The sequence below is a fragment of the Bradyrhizobium sp. MOS001 genome, assembly GCF_004634465.1.
GTDB classification, from domain to species: Bacteria; Pseudomonadota; Alphaproteobacteria; order Rhizobiales; family Xanthobacteraceae; genus Bradyrhizobium; species Bradyrhizobium barranii.
The window spans coordinates 22,206-42,004 of the sequence record NZ_SPVJ01000039.1 but is presented as its reverse complement, the minus strand read 5'-3'; the positions used below and the strand labels follow the sequence as shown (position 1 = coordinate 42,004).

Here is a 19,799-nt window from a genome sequence, read left to right as displayed (position 1 = left end):
GACCGGACGCGGGTCCGGACCGCCCCGACCGCCGCTTTTGACCGATATTGTTGCAAAAGTCGAAAGTCGAACAACCACAAGAATCTCGCGAAAGTTAATCTTAAGACCTCGCCGCTGCCGCATTGGCTGTCGGTGCGATTACGGACATCCGTGATCGATTTTGGTTCAATCGATATGGTCCCTCACATCGCCGCGCGCAAAATGCATCAGCGGCTCTATGACTTTTTGTTCGACCTCCAAAAAGACTTTTGCAACCCAATCGACCCCTAACAGATATCGCGCTTGGCGGCGTTCACTTCTCGGCTGGGCCACAGCGTTACATTGGGCAAGAAGTCCGGCGATCGGCGCTTCGGTCGGCAGATGTGCCTTCGCAAGCCTCTCTTTAATGTGCTATTCTCATTGTATAAGCCATAGGTATACCATGACCGGTATTGCAGAGTGGCTAGCATCGATCGGTTTGGGCGAGTACGCCGAGCGATTCCGCGAAAACGCCATCGATCTCTCGGTCGTTCGAGATCTCACGGAGCAGGATCTAAAGGACTTGGGCGTCCTGCTTGGCCATCGCCGCAAGATGCTGCGCGCGATCGTAGCACTTCAGGGAGAGGTCCCGCGAACGCCTCAAGTGGGCGCGAAGCTGGCGTCGGCAGACCACGCCGGGCGGCGTCAGCTTACAGTCATGTTTTGCGATTTGGTCGGCTCGTCCGCACTTTCGGCCCGCCTTGATCTGGAGGACCTGCGGGCCGTAATGGGCACCTATCACCGCTGCATCGCAGAGGTTGTTGCCCGGAATGAGGGCGTTATCGCGCGGTACATGGGAGATGGCGTGCTCGCCTATTTCGGCTATCCCCAGGCGCACGAGGATGATGCTGAACAGGCGACACGCGCCGGGCTGGCGCTGGTCGATGCCGTGGCTAGCCTCCGGACAGACCCCGCCACCGAGCTGCAGGTTCGCGTTGGTATCGCTACCGGTATGGTGGTCGTGGGCGATTTGACCGGCGAAGGTTCAGCTCAAGAGCAGGCGGTCATTGGCGAGACGCCGAACTTGGCTGCGCGCCTGCAGACCTTCGCCAATCCCGGCACCGTGCTGATTTCCGAAAGTACGCACCGGCTCACTGATGGGCATTTCGAATTCCGCAATCTCGGCCCTGTCGCGCTTAAAGGATGGGCGGATCCAATACCAGCCTGGCAGGTCCTGGGAACAACCGAGGTGGAAAGCCGCTTCGAGGCACAGCACAAAACCCGATTAGCGCCGCCAATTGGGCGTGACGAGGAAATCGAGATACTGTTGCGTCGCTGGCAGCACGCCAGGCGTGGCGAAGGTTGCGCGGTGATGCTCATCGGAGAGCCCGGTATCGGCAAGTCGCACATTGCGCTGGCGCTTGACGAGCGGCTCCAGGCCGAACCGCATATCACGGTGCGCCAGTTCTGCTCGGCGCACCACACCAACAGTGCGCTGTATCCTTTCACCCGCCAGCTCGAACGCGCTGCCCGGTTCGAGCGGGGCGACCCGCCCGCAGAGAAGTTTGCTAAGCTCGAGGCTCTGCTCGTGCGGGCTGATGCCGACCGCGTGTTGCTACCTTTGGCTAACCTTCTGTCGCTACCCCCCAGTGAGCGCTACCGCATACCAGAGCTGAGCCCGCAGAAGCGCAAGGAGATGACATTGGGGGCGTTTTTGACTCAGCTCAATCGCTTGGCGGCGCGACAGCCCGTGTTCGTCGTTGTGGAGGATGTCCATTGGGCAGATCCGACGTCGCTGGAGCTGCTCACGATGACCTTAGAACAGATACCGCGGCTTCGGGTGCTGCTGCTCATCACCGCGAGGCCAGAGTTCACGCCGCCCTGGCCAGGTCATGCGCATGTGACGACGATCTCGCTCACGCGGCTGAACCGACGCAACGGGGCGGCGTTAATCGAGCGCGTCACCGCCGGCAAGACGCTCCCGGAAGAGGTAATGGACCAGATCCTCGCCCGCACCGATGGCGTGCCCCTATTCGTGGAGGAATTGACCAAGACTGTGCTCGAAACGGGGCTATTGCATCAGCAGGGCGATCACTACGTCCTCAACCGTCCTCTGCCCCCAATGGCGATTCCGACGAGTTTGCACGCATCGCTGATGGCGAGGCTCGATCGATTGGCTCCGGTGAGGGAGGTGGCTCAGATCGGCGCTGTGGTGGGTCGCGAGTTCTCCTACGAACTGCTGAGCACCGTAGCCGGGTTGCCAAAAGAGAGACTTGAGGAGGCGCTTGCCCAGTTGGTTCGGTCGGAGCTGATATTCTGCCGGGGCGAGATACCCCAGGCGGTCTATACCTTCAAGCACGCGCTTGTGCGAGATGCTGCGTACTCGGGACTGCTGAAGAGCCGACGCGCAGCGCTGCATGCCACGATCGCACACGCCTTCGAGCAACGGTTCCCGGAAATTGTGGAGCCTCACCCCGAAACTCTCGCGCACCATCTGACTGAGGCCGGGCTGTTCCAAAAGGCGGAGGCATATTGGCTGCGCGCCGGCAAGAAAGCCGCCATGCGATCGGCCAACCTTGAGGCCATCGCGCACCTGCAACGAGGCATCGAGGCCTCGGGGCATCTGCCCGAGGGCGCGCGAAAGGACAGGTTGGAACTTGACTTCCAATTCGCTCTCGGGCCTTGCCTGATCGCTACCCAAGGACCAGCCTCGAACAAGACGATGGCAACCTTTGCCCGCGCGCGTGAGCTGTGCGAGCGCCTTGGAGACCCCCCTGAGCAACTCCAGGTGATGTTCTGGTTGACCACCGCGAGCGTAATGCGCGGTGAGTTGCCGGTGGCTGAGGAAACGATCGCCGCCCTGCTCCAACTCGCCGAAGCGCGCGACGATCGACCGACGTTGCTCAACGCGATGCGGGGGCAGGCGATGATCCGCCTTTTCATGGGACGTCTCACCGGTGCCCATGAAGCGATCGAACGGGCCTACGAAGCGTTCGAGGCGAGCAGCGAGGAGGATAGGCTGGCGGCACGTGTGGCAGGCCAGGATGCCGGCGTGGCTGACCTGGCGTTGATGTCGTGGGCGCTCTGGCTGCTCGGCTACGCTGATACGGCACTCACGCGAGTGAACGTCGCCATTCAGCGCGCCGACGCCATCAGTCATCCGCATTCGCAGGCGTATGCTTGTTACTATGCATGCATTCTTCACGCCCTTCGCGGCGAGTTCCTGACTGCGCAAGTTCATGCCGAACGCTGTATCGCCCTGTCGGAGGAGCATGGATTCCGGCAATGGCGCTTGGCGCGCGCTATTCGGGGCATATGCGTGGCGTCGCTCGAACCTTCACCCAGCGCACTCGGGGAGATCCGTGCCGCGTTGGACGAATATCGTAGTGCAGGTTATCAGCTGGCCATCACCGCGCTCTACGTGCTTTTGTGTCCGCCATTGTTGATTGGTCACGACTACGAGGCGGCGCTGGATTTGATCGAGCACGGCCTCGCAACAACGAGCCGAAACAGCGAACGAATTTTGGAGGCCGAATTGTATCGGCTGAAGGCACGGGTGCTGGTCGTCCGCGGCGGACCAGACGTCGAAGCCGAAGCGCAGGCACTGCTCGAGCAGGCATTAAATACGGCAAGATGCCAACACGCCAAGACGCTTGAACTTCGAGCCGCAATGGACCTTGCCGCGCTGTGGATCGATCGGGGTAAACGCGAGGAAGCGCTGAATTTCCTCGCGCCGATTTATGCCAACTTCACCGAAGGCTTCGAGACGCATGATCTAAAGGAGGCAAAAGCGCTTCTCGATGTGCTGCGGTAATCAAACCGGGACAACGCATGCCCAGATCTAAATCCACAACGCGATCTGCCTACTTTGGCTTGGCGCCACTAGCCGCCTTCTTTAGACCCACATAAGTACGATCTCGCAGATCTAACCAATTCGCGTCGTCCTGTGGATTCTCGTTTATGAAAATGGGCTTGAGCAGCTTGCCGTCTCTACTATTCGCCTTGATTTCGATTTCCGCTTTGTTAAATGCGTCGATTGCTTGTTTGGCGGCGGCGTATCCCAGCATTATCGAATTTTCGAGATTGCTGTGATTCCATTTGAAATTGATGTGTCCCGGCACGTGAATCTCGACGACTACGCCTCTCCAAGGCTTTTTCCAGTTCTTTCCCTCCACGGCTGGTTTGTCGAGCATCCCGCACTCGACTGCTTTCTCGAGTATCCCGGCTTCGGCTGCTCTGTCGAGCGTGTGCGCCTCTTTGACGTGATATTTGAAAAGCTTGACGTCATCCTCGCCGACCGTTGCCGCAAACAATTGGCAGAGATTTGCTAGTGCATCGTGAAGATTTTCCGGCTTGCGGATTTGCTTCGCATCGACGATCCGGCTCACCCAGATTTCTTTCAAATCGGGGTGCTCCTCGAGCAAGCTATCGAAGTTCACAGTATCGACTAACGCCCCTTCGCAATATGTAACTTGGTCGATCTCAACCGTCCCTTCGACGAAGGGAAGAGACGAACACGCACACAGGCTGCGTGAGTCGATAGCTCCCTTGTACTGCTTTTTCTCGTCCTCCTTCATCCGACGATTGGAAAACAACGCCAGCTTCTGTTCGTCGAGATTCCAGGCGTTGTGATAGATGTGTGGCATTCTGTCCGTTTTTAGCTCGTCGAAGTTTATGCTCTTCATAAACTCGCTATCCGGATAGTTGATCCTGGATAGGCCGTTGACCTTGGACAAGTACATCAGGGAGGTGAGGTATCGGACAAATGGATTAGGTGCGAGCACTTTATTGAGTATCCAGTTGTTGATGTCTCCTTCGCGCCATTCCTTGAAGGGTTGTTCACTACGAGGCAGATGGTTGAACCAAGCGGATATGGTGCCCTGGATCTGTTCCATCATCTTGTACGGTTGCCATCGGAAATCACTGTAACTTTTGGGATCGGTGACGAAGTCCTGGAAGGCCTTGATGTTGGCGTTCCAATCCGCCCCGAATACGGTGTTTATGGGGAAACGCTCATAGCCTTCATCGTCCCGAAATACGCCGTCCCTGAAGAATTCATAGGTCAGTTCGGCTCTGCTTTTGTTTTCTTTTTTGAGGGTTTCTTCATTGAATTGATTGTGGACGATGCCAACCCAGGCGCCGATGCAAGACAACGCCCACACATCAGACTCATCGTCGAACGTCTTGCCGTCCTCTGCAAGTGCTTTCAGAACCCCGATGTGTAGCCCTGCTGCCGGTCCGCCGCCGCCGAGCGTAATCGCTCTCTTCACCATTGGTTCCTCCATCTAATTTATCGTGTGGCTTATTCTCCGATCGACTTTCTGAATTGCGTGAAGGGAAAGAGATTAATCGTTTTTGGGATCATTGGAAAGCGCGGTTGACGTCGATATTCGACGCTTTCTCGGACCTGCGCATCGCACTAGCGCACAGGCGCTAAGAGCCCGGGCTTGCGTATCGCGAGCGGTTACGTTTGACCCTCTCGTCCATTTGTGGACCAGTTCGCGTTAGATATTAATTGCTGACGGTAGTATGGAGTAAGTGAGTCCATTCGTGACTTCCGTTATTGGCCCATCAGCGAAGTGACGGCACGTTTCAATGAGGTCCGCTCCGTGGGACATTGCAGACTAAATTTGCTCACGTTGAGTTCTTCGCATTTTGGCCCATAGCAGTCATTTTCTTCAGCTGGTGGCTGGGGCGTGCGCCGCTTCTGCTGCCGTGTTTGGGAGCGTCGCGGCGCGGCTGAGGGCCGAAGAGTCCAATCCCCCGCCAGAGACCACGACAATCCGCCTTGCGAAGAAGCCGAGCATTTGTATCGCTCCGCAGTACGTGGTGAGCGACCTTTTAAATGCCGAGGGCATTTCAAAGTTGGTTTACGTCGAATCTGACGCCGGCGTGGAGCAAACCAAAGCAATCGCGAAGGGCGACATCGACATCACGCGCGTTAGGCCGCAGATTTTCAGATTATTTTTCCGGGCCGCGGAGTCGGCCAACCGCACGTCACGCTGAGATGAACGCAGCAAACGACAACGGCCCAATTCAGGCCAGCGATTTCCCAGACACCCCCCGAGTGTGCGCGCGCCAATTGAATACGTTGGTCGTGTTTCCGAAGTTCGACGGCGCCTGCCGTCAATAGAGTCACTTGGCTGACCGGGGAGGGGTGCCAGATGGTTCTAAGTCAATCCGCCATCGGACGCCGGCGGCCCCCACTTTCACCCGCATCTGCAATTGAAAACATGGGTCTAGATTGTGGCTGTCCACGTCTAGCAAGAGATAACTGTCATTAGAATTGAGAGCGGATGGGTGCCTCGTAAGACTTATGGAATTTTGAACTCTGAGCTCGCCGATGTCGCGAGAAACGTCCAGAGCGCTGTCCTAATGAAGTCGGGGCACTGGATCATGCGATCTCGAAAGACCCTCGAGAAGGAGCCAACTAGAAGCGGTACGCTAGATGGGCTTGCGGCGCGGCACCGGCGAGGGCTGGGATTTGCCAAAGCTGAGTAACTCTGTCCTGAAGCAAGTCCAGGGCCGGAGTCCAATAGCAGCTCCGTGGAAACCCGCGGCGGTCCTGTTCGAGACGCCTAAGACGATCGCAAGGCTTGCCGAACTCACACGCCACGCCGCCCGGAAAGGGAGCCGATCTCGTGGTTGATCCAGAGGCCTTCGTCGGCGGTTATCCGAGGGGGATAGATTTTGGCGCGCGCTTGGGGAAGCGTGGTCCTGAGGGCCCGGAGGAGTTTCGCCGCTACGATGAAAGCGCAATCGACTTGCCAAGATCCGACCCAGCACGCCTCGGCGAGGTCGCCCGTGACAATTCCGTGCATCTCGTCGTGGGCATTATCGAGCGAGATGGCGGATCGCTCTATTGCGCAGCCCTAACTTACGGCCCGTCGGGCAAACTTCTAGGCAAGCACCGCAAGCTGATGCCGACGGGCCTGGAGCGTGACGCGCGGCGATGGCCGCCTAATTATGCGCCCATCCATGCGCGAACTGTGCTCATTCGCCGCGGATCCTGCATCGTGGATCCACTTGGGGATGTGCTGGTCGAACCACATTTTGCCGGCGAGACATTGCAATTGCCGAATTGGGTCGCCGTATCATTGCTCGCGGAAAATATGATCTCGACCACTATGCGTGGCCAGATGTCTTCGGTCTTACAGTCGATACTGGCGCGAAATCTCCAGTTAACTTCACAGGGTTTTATCAGGGTTTCACCCGCCCAATTGACCGGATCGGGAGAAGCAAAGGATGTTCAGATTAACCGCTCTGGAACTGGCGCGGATCCAGTTCGGCTTCACCATCTCCTTCCACATTATCTTCCCCGCGATCACCATCGGGCTGGCGAGCTTTCTCGCCGTCCTCGAAGGGGTGTGGCTGTGGAAGAAGCAGACCGTTTACCGAGAGCTCTATCAGTTCTGGTCGGCGATTTTTGCGGTCAACTTCGCCATGGGTGTCGTCTCCGGCCTCGTCATGGCCTATCAGTTCGGCACCAATTGGAGCTATTTTTCCGCCTTCGCCGGCAGTATCACCGGACCGCTTTTGACATATGAGGTCCTGACCGCCTTCTTCCTCGAAGCGGGCTTTTTAGGCGTCATGCTGTTCGGCTGGAACAAAGTCGGGCCGGGCCTTCACTTCTTCGCCACCATCATGGTGGCGCTCGGAACGTTGATTTCGGCGACATGGATTTTGGCATCCAACAGCTGGATGCAAACGCCCCAGGGCTTTGAGATCATCGACGGGCGTGTCGTCCCCGTTGACTGGTTGAAGGTCATTTTCAACCCATCCTTCCCCTATCGATTAGCGCATATGACGGTTGCCGCGTATCTGGCGACGGCGCTGTTTGTTGGCGCCTCCGGGGCCTGGCACTTGCTGAAGGGACGCGATACACCGGCCACACGAACCATGCTGTCAATGGCGATGTGGATGGTGCTGGTGGTGACCCCGCTTCAAATTGCGATCGGCGACGCGCACGGCCTCAATACGCTAAAGCATCAGCCAGCAAAGATCGCCGCGGTGGAGGGGCATTGGGAGAACAAGCCAGGCGAGAGTGTTCCGCTGGTTTTGTTTGGCTGGCCCGATATGATGGCGGAGACGACGCGTTATGCGTTTGAGGTTCCATATCTCGGCAGCCTCATTCTCACCCACGAACTGAATGGCCAAATTCCCGGACTGAAGGAATTCGCACCAAGAGACCGTCCGAACTCGACGATCGTGTTCTGGAGCTTTCGGGTCATGGTCGGTCTTGGCATGCTGATGCTTTTGCTGGGGCTATGGGCGGCGTGGGCACGGTGGCGCAATCGTCTCTATCTCTCCAAGCCCCTGCTTCGTTTCGCCGTCGCGATGGGGCCGGCCGGCCTGATCGCAATCCTGGCGGGCTGGTTCACGACAGAAATCGGTCGTCAGCCCTGGGTAGTTTATGGCGTCATGCGGACTGAGAATGCAGTGTCGAACCATTCTGCGCTGGCTCTTTCGACAACTCTGATCCTCTTCATCGTCATGTACACCATCGTATTCGGAATCGGCGTCAGTTATATGCTGAAGCTGGTCGCAAGAGGGCCCCAGGCTGATCGCACCGCGCCCGATAGCGTGCATGCCGACGAAGACCAGAACTTGCGCCCCGCGCGTCCGCTCTCCGCAGCGCCTGACGAAGTTGATCCTACTCCTTATGCTGAAGAAAGGGAGGGTTAGACGATGGGTATCGATCTTCCACTGATCTGGGCCATCATCATCGGCTTCGGGTTGATGATGTATGTGATCATGGACGGCTTTGATCTCGGCATTGGCATTCTTTTCCCCTTCGTTTCGAACCGAACCGATCGCGATACGATGGTCAACACTGTCGCCCCCGTTTGGGACGGAAACGAAACGTGGCTCGTCCTCGGAGCTGCGGGGCTACTTGCCGCGTTTCCTTTGGCATACTCGATCATCCTCACAGCGCTCTATCTGCCGCTGATCGTGATGCTGGCGGGACTGATCTGGCGCGGGGTCGCGTTCGAATTCCGATTCAAGGCGGATGAGGCGCACCGGCCTTTCTGGGATAAGGCGTTTGCGTGGGGATCCTACATCGCGACCTTCTGCCAAGGCGTAGCTCTAGGGAGTTTCATCGACGGGTTCGAAGTCTCCCGCAGCGTTTTCGACGGCGGACCTTTTGATTGGCTTCGTCCTTTCAGTCTGTTCACCGGGCTTGGTCTTTTGGTGGCATACGCGCTGCTGGGATGTACCTGGCTTATCATGAAAACCGATGGCGAATTGCAACGGCGGATGACGTTTCTGGCGAAACCGGCAGCGTTGGCGCTTATCGCGACGATCACCATTGTGAGCATCTGGACGCCGCTCGCTCACCCTGACGTCGCACAGAGATGGTTCTCCCTTCCGAACCTTCTTTTCTTCGTGCCCGTACCTTTGCTGGTATTGGTCGCGACGGTCTTGCTGATTCGTTCTCTCTCCAACGGATATCACGCGGCACCATTCATGCTGGCGTTGTGCTTGCTTTTTCTGGGGTACAGCGGCCTGGCAATCAGCCTCTGGCCAAACATCGTTCCCCCTTCCATTTCAATCTGGCAGGCGGCAAGTCCGCCTCAATCGCTCGGATTCACGCTGGTCGGCGCGCTTTTCATTATCCCCTTCATCCTGATCTACACTTCGTGGTCCTACTATGTCTTCCGCGGTAAGGTCCGGGCCGGCGAGGGCTATCATTGAAGCACGCGTGACCTCAGAGCATCGACCAGATTGGAGAAGCCGGCTGGGCTGGCTCGTGATCATCTGGGCAGCGAGCGTTGCAACACTGGGAATTGTCGCGCTGCTGTTCCGATTGCTGATGAGCGCAGCAGGATTGACGATATGAGGCGGAGAGCACTTTAACGTTGCGAAATGACTTAAATGTATGTGGTCTAAACTCGCAAATTACACGAAGACAAAATCGCTCAAATCCAGACTTTGGGCGACTTTTCACAATTGAAAATTGCGGCGTGACTCGGGAGATCGCCCTTTCAAACCAGTAAAGACACAGTTCGCGGTGAACTTTTTGTTCTGAAAGCGCTAGAGAAGACCGAGCGCGCGTTGATGTTGACCGCGTTTATCGCAGACCCACGTCAAACCATGTCCGCGAGATCGAGGCGGAGCTTTTGGACTACTTTCGCGAGCTCGAAAAGCAGGGAGGCCGTCCCACCGAGGCGGCCCTAGTTCATTCCTTAGTTCCTCGGAGTAAGATCGCTGCTGCAACAATCGGTGGCTTCGCTCCAAACGACTGCGACTTGCCTCAACTATCGCTCGCGTCTGCTGAATGACCAGCGGCAAGTCCGCGAGTTCACTGCGCCCCCTCCGGCCGATGATTTCGTCTTCGCCAATCAGGTGAGGCGCGTTACTTGTCACACTCCATTCTCCTCTCGATTGTTCGAATGTTAGCTCCGAGGCCCCCTTATACAGCTTCAACAGCCCCATGCCCAATTGGCGTAGGTCGTTGCGGTAAGGGCCGGGCGGAAGTTTACGCGCGCGGAGAAGCGTATTGGCTGCTTGCTTTCGCAAAGGAGAGGCTGCCACGTTTAATGGCATGTTCATGGATCTGTCCCGTCAGCAGATGATGGGACAAGTGAATCAGAAATTAACGCGGCTCGTCTGTCTGCCGGCCGACATAAACTCAAACTAGGCCACAAGGTCGGAAACAGGCCAGCACCAAAAATGGGTCGCAGTGCTTCCGACCTAGGCGGCGAAGTCGCCTCATCTGGAGGTCCTTGGATTTGAGGCTATCGCGGAGACTGCAGGGGGCCGCCGCCTTGCAGCTGTGGCGCGGCCACCGAGCCCCGCTATAGCGGGGAACGTGCGAACTGCCCGTCGTTGGCCTAAACCCAGCGGCGGGAATTTTGTGAGTTGCGAAGGCGGTAAGGCGCGACAGTCCGAAAGTCGAAGGTCACCACGGGCAGAAGGCGCTTCCGAGGGACATTTGCCCAAGCTACGCGAGCGCGCCGTCCCGAGAAACGTCTAGAGCGCTGCCACAATGAAGTCTGGGCACTGGATCATGGAGGAGCAACCTCGAGAGGCCGTCGATTTGATTGTGGGTCGCCAATCAGGATGATCATGCCGGTGTGTCTAATCTTAAGTGCGATCTCGAAAGACCCGCGAGAAAGGACCAACTAGAATTTGGTAAGCTGCTATACAGCGATTGCGCCCCAACTCGAGAGCAGCACCGGCGGGGCTGACGAGATCTGCCAAAGCTGAGCAACTCTGTCCTAGAGCAAGTCCAAGGACGAATGCAGGACTCCAATAGTAGCTCCGTGGAAACGATTCACAAGCGGATCAAGACAAATGGTGTTACGGTTTATTACGTCACGGTCCCGTGGTTCTGTGCATGCACGGCGGCCGCAAAGCAACCGTGAGTTCCTCCTGAGGACTGAGCGGCTCGGCGACGGATCTGCGCTTATCGCTCCGGATATGCAAGGTTAAGTCGATAGCGATAAGGCTACGAAGAGCATTGCAGAAGAGATGATGGTGGGCCAACAGGCGTTTTCCGCATGACCATCATTCACGTCGCAAGCATCATGCGCGACGCCGCGTTGTGGCGCTAGCCCGTTTGCGGACATCCATTGGAGAAACCCATGGTGACCCTCAACCAGGATATCATGTCACGACGCGGATTCTGCCTGTGCTGCGTGGCGGCGACTACAGTAGCGGCGACGGGCGGCTGGCTCTCGCCGCGACAGGCTTTCGCGGAAGCGCGCAACATTGTGGACCTCATCCGCGACGACGCCGCCAAAGCGGCCATCAAAGTCCATAAGTTGCGCGACAATGTCAGCGTCCTCGAGGGCTCTGGCGGCAATATCGCGGTCATGACAGGCGCCGACGGCAAGGTGTTCATTGACGCCGGCATCACCGCATCCCGTCCGCGCATCCTAGAGGCTGCGAACAGTTTGAGCCGCGAGCCAATTTCGCACCTGATCAACACGCACTGGCACTTCGATCACACGGACGGAAATCAATGGCTAAATGCGGAAGGGGCAGCCATCATCGCCCATGAGAACACCCACAAGCATCTGCTAGTTGCCCAGAGAGTTGCGGACTGGGATTTCAACTTCCCGTCTCCTCCGCTATCGGCCGTTCCGACCGAAACCTTCTCGTCTGAGAAAGCCCTGAAGCTCAACCGGTCCACGCTTCTCCTTGAATATTACGGTCCCGCGCACACCGATAGCGACTTATCGGTGACGATCCCCGAAGCGGACATTTTTCATTGTGGCGATACCTACTGGAACGGCATCTATCCGTTCATCGACTATTCAACCGGCGGAAACATCGACGGGATGATCAAGGCGGCCGAGGCGAATGTTGCCGCCGTAACCGACAAGACGATCGTCATCCCGGGGCACGGCAACCCTGTCAGCAACAAGGTTGAACTTGCGGCCTACCGCGACATGCTTATCGCAATCCGCGACAATGTCGGCAAGCTCAAGCAGCAGGGCCGATCGCTCGATGACGCGATCGCCGCCAAGCCGACCGCGGCGTTCGATGCGATATGGGGCCAGTTCCTCATCACCCCGGCGCTCTTCACCCGACTGGTTTACGAGGGCGTCTGACGGTCCTCTCAAATGATGGCCATCACCCGTTCTTCCAGTGAAAGGAGTATGGATATGTCTGCCTCCGAGAAGCCGCTTCACATCGATATTCAGGTAACGCTCAAGGACGTGAAGACAGTGTATAGCATCGGCGCGTTGGCGTTCGAAGGCGATCTGCCGGCTTCCATTTTCCACCTTCAGCTGATCACCAACGACATCGCCCACGCGAAGGCCGAATCGGAGGTTATCGCCGTCTTTCACACGAATGCCGGCCACGTGACGCTGCACGACACTGCTTACAACGCTGATCGAAATATCGCGACCGGCAATCCCTATAAGGACCTTGTGGCAGACCTGATGAAGCGCAGTGTGCGTATCGAGCTGTGCGGAGCGACCGCGAAGGCTCACAACTGGGGCAATGCCGATCTGCTACCCGGCATCAAAGTCAATACGGATGCCATGGCGAGGACGACACAGCTCGTTCAGCAGGGATTCGTAAAGATTACGGAATAAGCGCAAGAGCGTGTGTTGTTTGCCTGAGGCGAGTCTTTTCGACCTCCAACAGGGAAACTCCAATGGTCGATGCCAGGGCGAAAGCACGTTCTAGCCCCATACACGCCATCTCCGGCTACAGAGGAGAACGACATGAATGTTCGTACCACTCTCACCTGGGCCGCCCTCGCATTGGTCGCCGGATCCGCCTTGGCACCAAACGGTCAGGCCGAAACGGTCACGCCTAAAATTGCGGAAGCGGTTCCGAACGCCGTCGAGGAGGTTTCGGAGATAAGAATTCCGGACAGCAAATTGTCGCGCGATGCAGCTCAGGTCATTCGCGATACCGAAAACGATTTGCTGTTTCAGCACTCCATGCGCGTTTACTATTGGGCTGCTTTGGCAGGAAAGCGCAAGGGTCTGACCTTTGATCCGGAACTTCTCTACATAGCGGCCATGTTCCATGATTATGGACTGACTGCAAGTTATGGGGAAAGTCACCTGCGCTATGAAGTGGATGGCGCGAATGCCGCACGCGATTTTTTGCGGAGTCACGGCATTTCGGAAGCTGATGGCCAGAGCGTCTGGCTTGCGATCGCACTGCATACGACAAATGGAATTTCCCCGCATCTGTACCCCATCGCGGCACTTCTTGCCGAAGGAGCCAACATGGACCTTGTCGGCGCCGGCTATGACGACTTCACTGCCGCGCAGCGGAGCGCTGTCGAGACGGTTTATCCGCGTCCGCCACAATTCGCGGAAGGCTTCCTGCAGGCCCTTTACGACAGCCTCAAGCACCGTCCTGAAACCACCCAAGGCACCGGTTTGGCCGATGTAATGGCCTACAAGGACCCTGGTTTCCGTCGCAGGGACTTCAGCAATCTGATGCGGAAGTCGCGCTGGGCTGTCGGGCAATAGGCGAAGCGATCCCTCAGTGGTCCGGTTCTCCCACATGGAGAGCTTTCAGTTCGAAGAGGCTTCGGAGTTTCACAAGAAGATCTTGAAGCCGAAACCAGACTTTTGTCGTCGACGTCGAATGAGGCGCGTCCCTCCGCGTAGCTTGGCGATTGAGTGCGACGATGTGCTCGGCGTTGGGTCGACGGGCTGAAACCTGCGTTGACGACGGCACCAGCGATGGGTGATTACAAGCAGAGCCCACAAGCCAAAGCGTTCTCAGCAATTGTTCCCGGTCCCCGCGGGAGTTGGCGGCCCTCCACACCTGCTTGCCGCGACGCTCATCGTTAGCCCGAATTCAAGCGGGCGCGGTGACTTCGCCCGTGGCCTCTACGTTGAGAACGATCTTTCCTTTCGGCGGTGATCGTCGGCCTTCTAACATCATGTGCGCGTCTCGCGCATCGGCGAGAGGCAGAACTACACCGACGCGGGTTTTCAGTTCGCCGCGGTCAATGAGATCGGCGATTGTGCGCAGCCGCTCGGTGGTCACTTCCACCAAGAAGAAGGCTGCGGTGACCCCGCGGGACTTTGCGCGGTCTTGATCGGGCTGGGACACAGCGGAGATCAGCTTGCCGCCCGAGCGAAGAACCTGAAAAGAACGCATTTGCGTTTCGCCTCGACGAGATCCAGTACCGCGTCCGCGTCCTTCACCTCTTCCTCGAAGCGTTGCGTATGATAGTCCAATACTTCGTCGGCACCGAGGGACCTCACGTACTCGACGTCCTTCGCCCCAGCCGTCGCGATTGAACGAAGCCGAGCGCGACGAGCGAGCTGAACCGCGTAGGCTCCAACGTTTCCCGCAGCTCCATGAATGACAACCGTCTGCCCGGCTTCGAGGCGAGCGTGGTCGAACAGACCTTGCCACGCCGTGACCGCAACGACGGGAACGGAAGCCGCTTCGGCATAGCTCAGCGAGCTTGGTTTCTTCGCAAGCATCGCAGCATAGGCCACCGCGTATTCTGCGTAAGCACCAAGGAACTGAGTGTTGGTCACTCCGTAAACCTGATCTCCGACAGCCAGGTCCGAAATGCCCGATCCCACGGCCGCGACCGTTCCGGACAGATCGGAGCCGAGCGTGAGAGGAAGAGGCTGCGGCAACGCGCTCTTGCCGGCCCTGATCCAGCCGTCCCAGGGACCGACGCCTGCTGCGTGAACATCGACAAGAACTTCGCCCGGACCAGGATCTGGCCTTGGGACCCGTTCAAATATCATCACGTCCGGCGCGCCGAATTTGTGTACTCGCCATGCCAACATAGAAGAATCAGCAGGACCATTACCGACGAGAGTGCTTCCCATTCTTGACTCCTACCAAGATGTGAGTCAGCCGCCGGCTTGCGCTATTGCCGAGTTCAAAAGTCACACCTACGCTCGGCGCTCTCCACAACCCGCAAGATTCTGCGTGTTTGAGAGATGGGCTTCGTAGCCTTTATCGCATTTTAAAATTCTAGACCGGGAACGACAATAGCTGGTCATCAACCAGCTCTCGCGCAATTTCCCTACATCTGATCCTTACTCGCAGGAAGTGAATTTCCCGCGGTTTGTACTTGGCGTCCTGCACATTTCTTTGATTTGGGTGGCGAGCTTCCTCAGGAGCTTCAAGCCGCCCCTAATCCATGGAGTGCACCACGAGAACAGGGACCGCTGATCAGAAAACGACAGCCACACTGCCCGAGCGAGACCCTGCTTTCAGCCTCAATCGCACTGCAGTATCGTCATACAGAAGGGTACTTCCGGTCCAACATTCGCGGGTTACCTTGTGGGTATCGATCTAAAGCGTCGGCGGGCATGAATTGCGGTGCTGTCGGCAGTTCAGCGCGCACAAGACAGGAGTTTAACAATGAACGACGTAAGTTTCGGCATTAAGATTCCGGATAGCAAGATCGCGCGCGAAGCCACCGAACTGGTGCGGCACCACGAAACCGAGATGTTGTTTAACCACTCGGTTCGAGTCTTTGTGTTTGGTGCGATGAAGGGTGTCCGCCAGAACCTGAAATTCGACTCTGAACTGCTCTATGTCGCTGCGCTGTTTCATGACTTGGGCCTTATCGACACCTATCATACCGAGACAAAACGTTTTGAAGTCGATGGCGCAGATGCAGCGCGCGAATTTCTCAAGAGCCATGGCATTTCCGAATCGAAGGCGGATCTGGTGTGGGAAGCCATCGCCCTACACACCACGCCTGGTATCCCCCAGTATATGCGGCCCGAGATCGCTCTCACAAACGCGGGTGTTTTGGTGGACGTCGTCGGGATTGGATATGATGAGTACACGCCAGAGCAACGCGACCAAGTCATCGCGGCTTTTCCCCGCGGTAATTTCAAGAGCGAATTTATCGAGGTTCAGACTTGCTCGGCTTTAAAGAAGCCTCAGACAACGTTCGGGACGGTGAACTTCGACTACATCGAATATCGCGATCCCACATTTCGCAAGCCAAACGCGTGCACTTGGATCCACAACAACCCGTGGCATAGCTGACCCTGCCAGCCGCCGGCCATCTGGAGGTGGTCGGGGGCGATCGCTACGCTGTTGCAGCACTCGGGAAACACAACAGCACGTGAATTATCCGTGCGAGCTTCCTCGACAGTCGCACTGTACTGAAGGGCATCGTGGCGGCGGCCAAGGACCTGCAGGTTCCTGTCGTCGTCGGGGTTTCAGAGGGCGAACGCGAGCTTCTCGGTGATAGGCAAATATCGGCTCTGGTCGCAAGCTTCCGCGATGGCGAAGGACTCCCAGTCTATCTTAACGCCGATCACACCCACTCGTTGGAATCGGCGATGGCCGCCGCAAAAGTTGGCTTCAATTCCATAGTGTTCGATCTCTCAGCTCTTCCGATCGACGAAAATATCCGGAAAACCAAAGCAGCGGTTGAAATGCTCAAAGACATCAATCCGTCGATCCTGATAGAGGGTGAAATCGGCGACATCGGAACGGGCTCGCGGATCCATGATGATGCCCCTGATTTGAGCCGCGGGTTAACTGATCCGGAGCAGGCCAAGGCCTTCGAGGCGACCGGTATACACATCTTGGCCCCTGCGGTCGGCAACATGCACGGCATGCTGCGGAGCATGGTTGAGGGAAAGACTAGGAAGCACCTGGACATTGAAAGGATTGCGGCCATCAAGCGAGCCACTGGGACGTTGCTTACGCTTCATGGCGGGTCGGGAACGGAGGATGTCGATTTCGACAGTGCCATAGATGCCGGCATAAACATTATTCATGTGAACACTGAGCTCAGGGTTGCTTGGCGTCGTAGCCTGGATGAAGCGCTCGCAGCTATGCCGGATGAAGTGGTTCCGTACAAGATCCTGCCCGCAGTCGTGGAAGCGACACGTCGACTGGTGAACTCTCGATTGAAATTGTTCAACAAGCTCTGAGACTCGATCTTTAGAGGGTTGCTCTCGCTCTTGTCGGTGGAATGGCGGCCACTCACAGTCGCTGAGTTCCTAGCGCATGATTCGAGGTTCCGATTTCAGAGCGTCAACACGTCAAGGCATCGACCCGCACCGGCCTATTGCAAATGTTCTGAAGTTACTTCCGCTTTCCGCGGGATGGCCGACATTAGCCGGACTTACCGCTGGCTCGCCCGTGCCGCGATTGACCCGGACCGGACAATTGATCCGCCGGATCTACGTCACCCCGACAGGAATGCCCGATCTTAGGCGCAACAGCGCAGGGCCAGGTACTCGAAGCGTTGCATGCGCTTGCGCAGTGCATCACTAGACTGCAACCTGCGGGTGTAGAGCGCCTCGGCACCACGAACTCCGCATTGGTGCCCCGAGCACTGCGCTGTTGCCTCAAGATCTTTGTTGATTCTAAATCCTCAATTCCGCTCGCTTTAACGCCAACTGTGCGTATTTGGCGCCACAATTCTTTGGTGGCAGACGGCCGGTCACCAAGTGCTAAACGCGGAGATTGAGCAATGCCAAAGCACTACGAAACATCGGAGCAGCGGGAGAAGCGAGAACTCGACGAGGAGCTGGACCGGCAATTGCAGCAAACCTTTCCGGCCAGCGATCCGTTGAAAATCACGCGGGGCTCGACTAAACCACACGCAGCAAAGCCGGCTGCGCGCGACGCTGAACGAAGGCGCCGCTAGTCTATCGACCAACCCGGCAGAGTGGGAGCCGTTGTTCGCTGAAGGAGGGGTCGCCGGCCCTGCGAACACGGCTGGCCGACGCCTAGCGCGGGCGGAGACCAAGAGACGGCGTCGATTTCTTGGGGGTCTCTTGCCAGATCGCCGCCGGTTTGCAGGCGGAGCGCGCATGACTCGCTCGCGAGCGATGAGCCGCGGCACGCGTCACGCCTTTGGGGCAGGGGCGATCGGTGGATTTGCTATTGTGCGTTCAGAGCCGCCGGGAGGAACAACGAGAACGTCCACGTTCAACGAACGCAGGACTTCTTCCGTTACGCTCCCGATCAACGCCCGAAGCATGCCAGATCGGCCGTGCGTGCCCATCACCAGCATGTCAGGCCGCCTCTCCGAAACAGCACGGGTGATGACCTGCATAGGCCCGCCCTCGGCGACCTGGAGAAACCATCGTTGCGTGCCGAGCTTGTTCGTCACCAGAAACTTCGTCAGCTCCTCCATTGCCTTTTGACGCTCGCTATCGACATATCCGCTGATTACAGCCCCGCTCGCACCAGAGCTGAGCAATCGCGTTTTCGCCATCGGCGAGAAGGCGTGAAGAATCGTGCCCTCCGCCAAGAGTCCGGTGGACAGGCCCACGCGAATTGCATCGGCCGATGTATCCGACATATCAACTGGCACTAGAGCGCGTTCATAGCGCCGCTGCGCCTCGTTGTTCACCATCAGAACCGGATACCTTCCTCCGCGAATAACACGCTCGATTGTGGTGCCCGTGAAGATATCGCGCAGAAACTGCTTGCGATGGGCTCCCATTACAACGAGATCCGCGTCGGCTGCTGCAGCCGCTCGCAGTATCCCGTCAAAAGGATGGCCCTTGACCACAGTCGGATAGCACTGAACGTTTTGCAGCTCCGGCATGGATACGATCTGCTCAACCAGCACCCGTTGTGCCTCACGCTCTTCGATGCGGACCAGCTCTTTTGGCTGATCATCGTCGACGACATGAACAAGGTGCAGCTTTGCATCAAGGGAGCGCGCTGAGAGGCCGGCCTTCCGCAGAGCGCGGTTGGAGCGCGTCGAGAAATCTGTCGCAGCTACGATGTTCATGTCATAATCCTTGTAATTGCGAACGGCAGCAAGAACGATGGCTTGCCAAGTTCGACCAGCGCGGCAATTCGGTTGCCTTGCGGAGGGCCTATGACGCTGTCGCGTGCCGGCTTCGTTCAATCTAATCCACCAGATTGGCTTGGACCGACGATCTGTAGCCGAGAAGCAACCAAGCATCGCGCCCCGCGAACATCCGGAGCACGATATTTTTCTCGCTCATAAGCAACTGTTGTACGCGGTGACGGAGGTGAACCTCTCAACGTCACCTTTTAGGGTCGTGAGGAATTGGCGGTTGGCGGCGAGCGAATGCCTCGCGGAAACCATCGGGATCTGAAATCCAGATGAACATGACCCATGAGGTCAGGACGAGCAGCGCGAAAAACACTGACATGAGAAACTCCCGGCTTTGGTTGCAGAACTATTGAGGTGCCGTCCCGGACGATGTGGCATCGTCCGGGTTACCGGCGGATCTGCAGCTGGGTCCTATAAATCCGGCGTCGTAGCGTTGTAGTCATCACTGCCTCTGTTTGCCGTACGGCTTGTTTGCCAGCGGCATGTGCATCGCCCTGCGGGGCAGCGAGCTAGAGCCCTCGCGGCCGCGACGTGCACTGAGTTCGGGGCTGATTGCCTCCGATCAGGCGGCCAATCTGCAAAGACTTCG

13 protein-coding genes and 2 pseudogenes are annotated in these 19,799 nt (G+C 57.5%); 12 read left to right on the top strand and 3 right to left on the bottom strand.

What is annotated here, in order from left to right:
- The first annotated feature begins 421 nt into the window (after window positions 1-421).
- Complete coding sequence (locus tag CT676_RS32835) at window positions 422-3,772, top strand: adenylate/guanylate cyclase domain-containing protein (RefSeq protein WP_135216194.1); 3,351 nt, start codon at window positions 422-424, stop codon at window positions 3,770-3,772.
- A 49-nt stretch (window positions 3,773-3,821) separates the two neighbouring features.
- Here the strand turns inward: CT676_RS32835 and CT676_RS32830 are convergent, their stop codons facing one another.
- Window positions 3,822-5,231, bottom strand: a complete 1,410-nt coding sequence (locus CT676_RS32830; RefSeq protein WP_244623333.1) for a patatin-like phospholipase family protein — start codon at window positions 5,229-5,231, stop codon at window positions 3,822-3,824.
- Between the two features lie 382 nt (window positions 5,232-5,613).
- Between CT676_RS32830 and CT676_RS32825 the strand changes: the two genes are divergently transcribed.
- The 8 genes and pseudogenes from CT676_RS32825 (at window position 5,614) to CT676_RS32790 (ending at window position 13,907) form a co-directional block, all read left to right on the top strand.
- A complete protein-coding gene (locus tag CT676_RS32825; protein WP_135216192.1) occupies window positions 5,614-5,964 on the top strand; it encodes a hypothetical protein in 351 nt (116 codons plus the stop codon).
- Between the two features lie 635 nt (window positions 5,965-6,599).
- A pseudogene (locus CT676_RS45475) lies at window positions 6,600-6,836 on the top strand (nitrilase-related carbon-nitrogen hydrolase); the annotation flags it as partial.
- A 367-nt stretch (window positions 6,837-7,203) separates the two neighbouring features.
- Window positions 7,204-8,643: a cytochrome ubiquinol oxidase subunit I gene (locus CT676_RS32815; protein WP_135216191.1), complete on the top strand. Its 1,440-nt coding sequence runs from the start codon at window positions 7,204-7,206 to the stop codon at window positions 8,641-8,643.
- Between the two features lie 3 nt (window positions 8,644-8,646).
- Window positions 8,647-9,654, top strand: a complete 1,008-nt coding sequence (gene cydB / locus CT676_RS32810; protein ID WP_135216190.1) for a cytochrome d ubiquinol oxidase subunit II — start codon at window positions 8,647-8,649, stop codon at window positions 9,652-9,654.
- The gene (locus tag CT676_RS32805) at window positions 9,611-9,799 is read left to right on the top strand and encodes a DUF2474 domain-containing protein (RefSeq protein WP_135216189.1); all 189 of its coding nucleotides are present in this window, start codon (window positions 9,611-9,613) and stop codon (window positions 9,797-9,799) included. The genes cydB and CT676_RS32805 overlap by 44 nt, the downstream gene beginning before the upstream one ends.
- Window positions 9,800-11,546: 1,747 nt before the next feature.
- Entirely contained in the window at window positions 11,547-12,518 is a 972-nt protein-coding gene (locus CT676_RS32800) for an MBL fold metallo-hydrolase (protein WP_135216188.1), read from the top strand.
- Window positions 12,519-12,572: 54 nt separating this feature from the next.
- Window positions 12,573-13,010, top strand: a complete 438-nt coding sequence (locus CT676_RS32795) for a DsrE family protein (RefSeq protein WP_135216187.1) — start codon at window positions 12,573-12,575, stop codon at window positions 13,008-13,010.
- A 132-nt stretch (window positions 13,011-13,142) separates the two neighbouring features.
- On the top strand, window positions 13,143-13,907 hold the full coding sequence (locus CT676_RS32790; RefSeq protein ID WP_135216186.1) for an HD domain-containing protein: 765 nt from the start codon (window positions 13,143-13,145) through the stop codon (window positions 13,905-13,907).
- A 334-nt stretch (window positions 13,908-14,241) separates the two neighbouring features.
- On the opposite strand, the pseudogene CT676_RS32785 reads toward CT676_RS32790, so the two are convergent.
- Window positions 14,242-15,197 (bottom strand): annotated as a pseudogene (locus CT676_RS32785) (NADP-dependent oxidoreductase).
- A gap of 583 nt (window positions 15,198-15,780) precedes the next feature.
- Between CT676_RS32785 and CT676_RS32780 the strand changes: the two are divergent.
- From CT676_RS32780 to CT676_RS44440, 3 genes are all read left to right on the top strand, one after another.
- Window positions 15,781-16,419 carry an HD domain-containing protein gene (locus CT676_RS32780; protein ID WP_063985064.1) on the top strand — a complete coding sequence of 213 codons (639 nt, stop codon included), beginning with the start codon at window positions 15,781-15,783 and terminating at the stop codon, window positions 16,417-16,419.
- Window positions 16,420-16,502: 83 nt separating this feature from the next.
- On the top strand, window positions 16,503-17,318 hold the full coding sequence (locus CT676_RS32775; protein WP_135216185.1) for a class II fructose-bisphosphate aldolase: 816 nt from the start codon (window positions 16,503-16,505) through the stop codon (window positions 17,316-17,318).
- A 545-nt stretch (window positions 17,319-17,863) separates the two neighbouring features.
- The gene (locus CT676_RS44440) at window positions 17,864-18,040 is read left to right on the top strand and encodes a hypothetical protein (RefSeq protein WP_161495740.1); all 177 of its coding nucleotides are present in this window, start codon (window positions 17,864-17,866) and stop codon (window positions 18,038-18,040) included.
- Between the two features lie 201 nt (window positions 18,041-18,241).
- On the opposite strand, the gene CT676_RS32770 is transcribed toward CT676_RS44440, so the two are convergent.
- Window positions 18,242-19,138, bottom strand: coding sequence for a universal stress protein (locus CT676_RS32770; RefSeq protein ID WP_063985062.1), 897 nt, complete (start codon window positions 19,136-19,138; stop codon window positions 18,242-18,244).
- Window positions 19,139-19,799: the final 661 nt, after the last annotated feature.

Coding starts and splice junctions, on each gene's coding strand:
- CT676_RS32835 (WP_135216194.1), top strand. CDS start 422: ATGACCGGTATTGCAGAGTGGCTAGCATCGATCGGTTTGGGCGAGTAC.
- CT676_RS32830 (WP_244623333.1), bottom strand. CDS start 5,231: ATGGTGAAGAGAGCGATTACGCTCGGCGGCGGCGGACCGGCAGCAGGG.
- CT676_RS32815 (WP_135216191.1), top strand. CDS start 7,204: ATGTTCAGATTAACCGCTCTGGAACTGGCGCGGATCCAGTTCGGCTTC.
- cydB (WP_135216190.1), top strand. CDS start 8,647: ATGGGTATCGATCTTCCACTGATCTGGGCCATCATCATCGGCTTCGGG.
- CT676_RS32805 (WP_135216189.1), top strand. CDS start 9,611: ATGTCTTCCGCGGTAAGGTCCGGGCCGGCGAGGGCTATCATTGAAGCA.
- CT676_RS32800 (WP_135216188.1), top strand. CDS start 11,547: ATGGTGACCCTCAACCAGGATATCATGTCACGACGCGGATTCTGCCTG.
- CT676_RS32795 (WP_135216187.1), top strand. CDS start 12,573: ATGTCTGCCTCCGAGAAGCCGCTTCACATCGATATTCAGGTAACGCTC.
- CT676_RS32790 (WP_135216186.1), top strand. CDS start 13,143: ATGAATGTTCGTACCACTCTCACCTGGGCCGCCCTCGCATTGGTCGCC.
- CT676_RS32780 (WP_063985064.1), top strand. CDS start 15,781: ATGAACGACGTAAGTTTCGGCATTAAGATTCCGGATAGCAAGATCGCG.
- CT676_RS44440 (WP_161495740.1), top strand. CDS start 17,864: ATGCCAAAGCACTACGAAACATCGGAGCAGCGGGAGAAGCGAGAACTC.
- CT676_RS32770 (WP_063985062.1), bottom strand. CDS start 19,138: ATGAACATCGTAGCTGCGACAGATTTCTCGACGCGCTCCAACCGCGCT.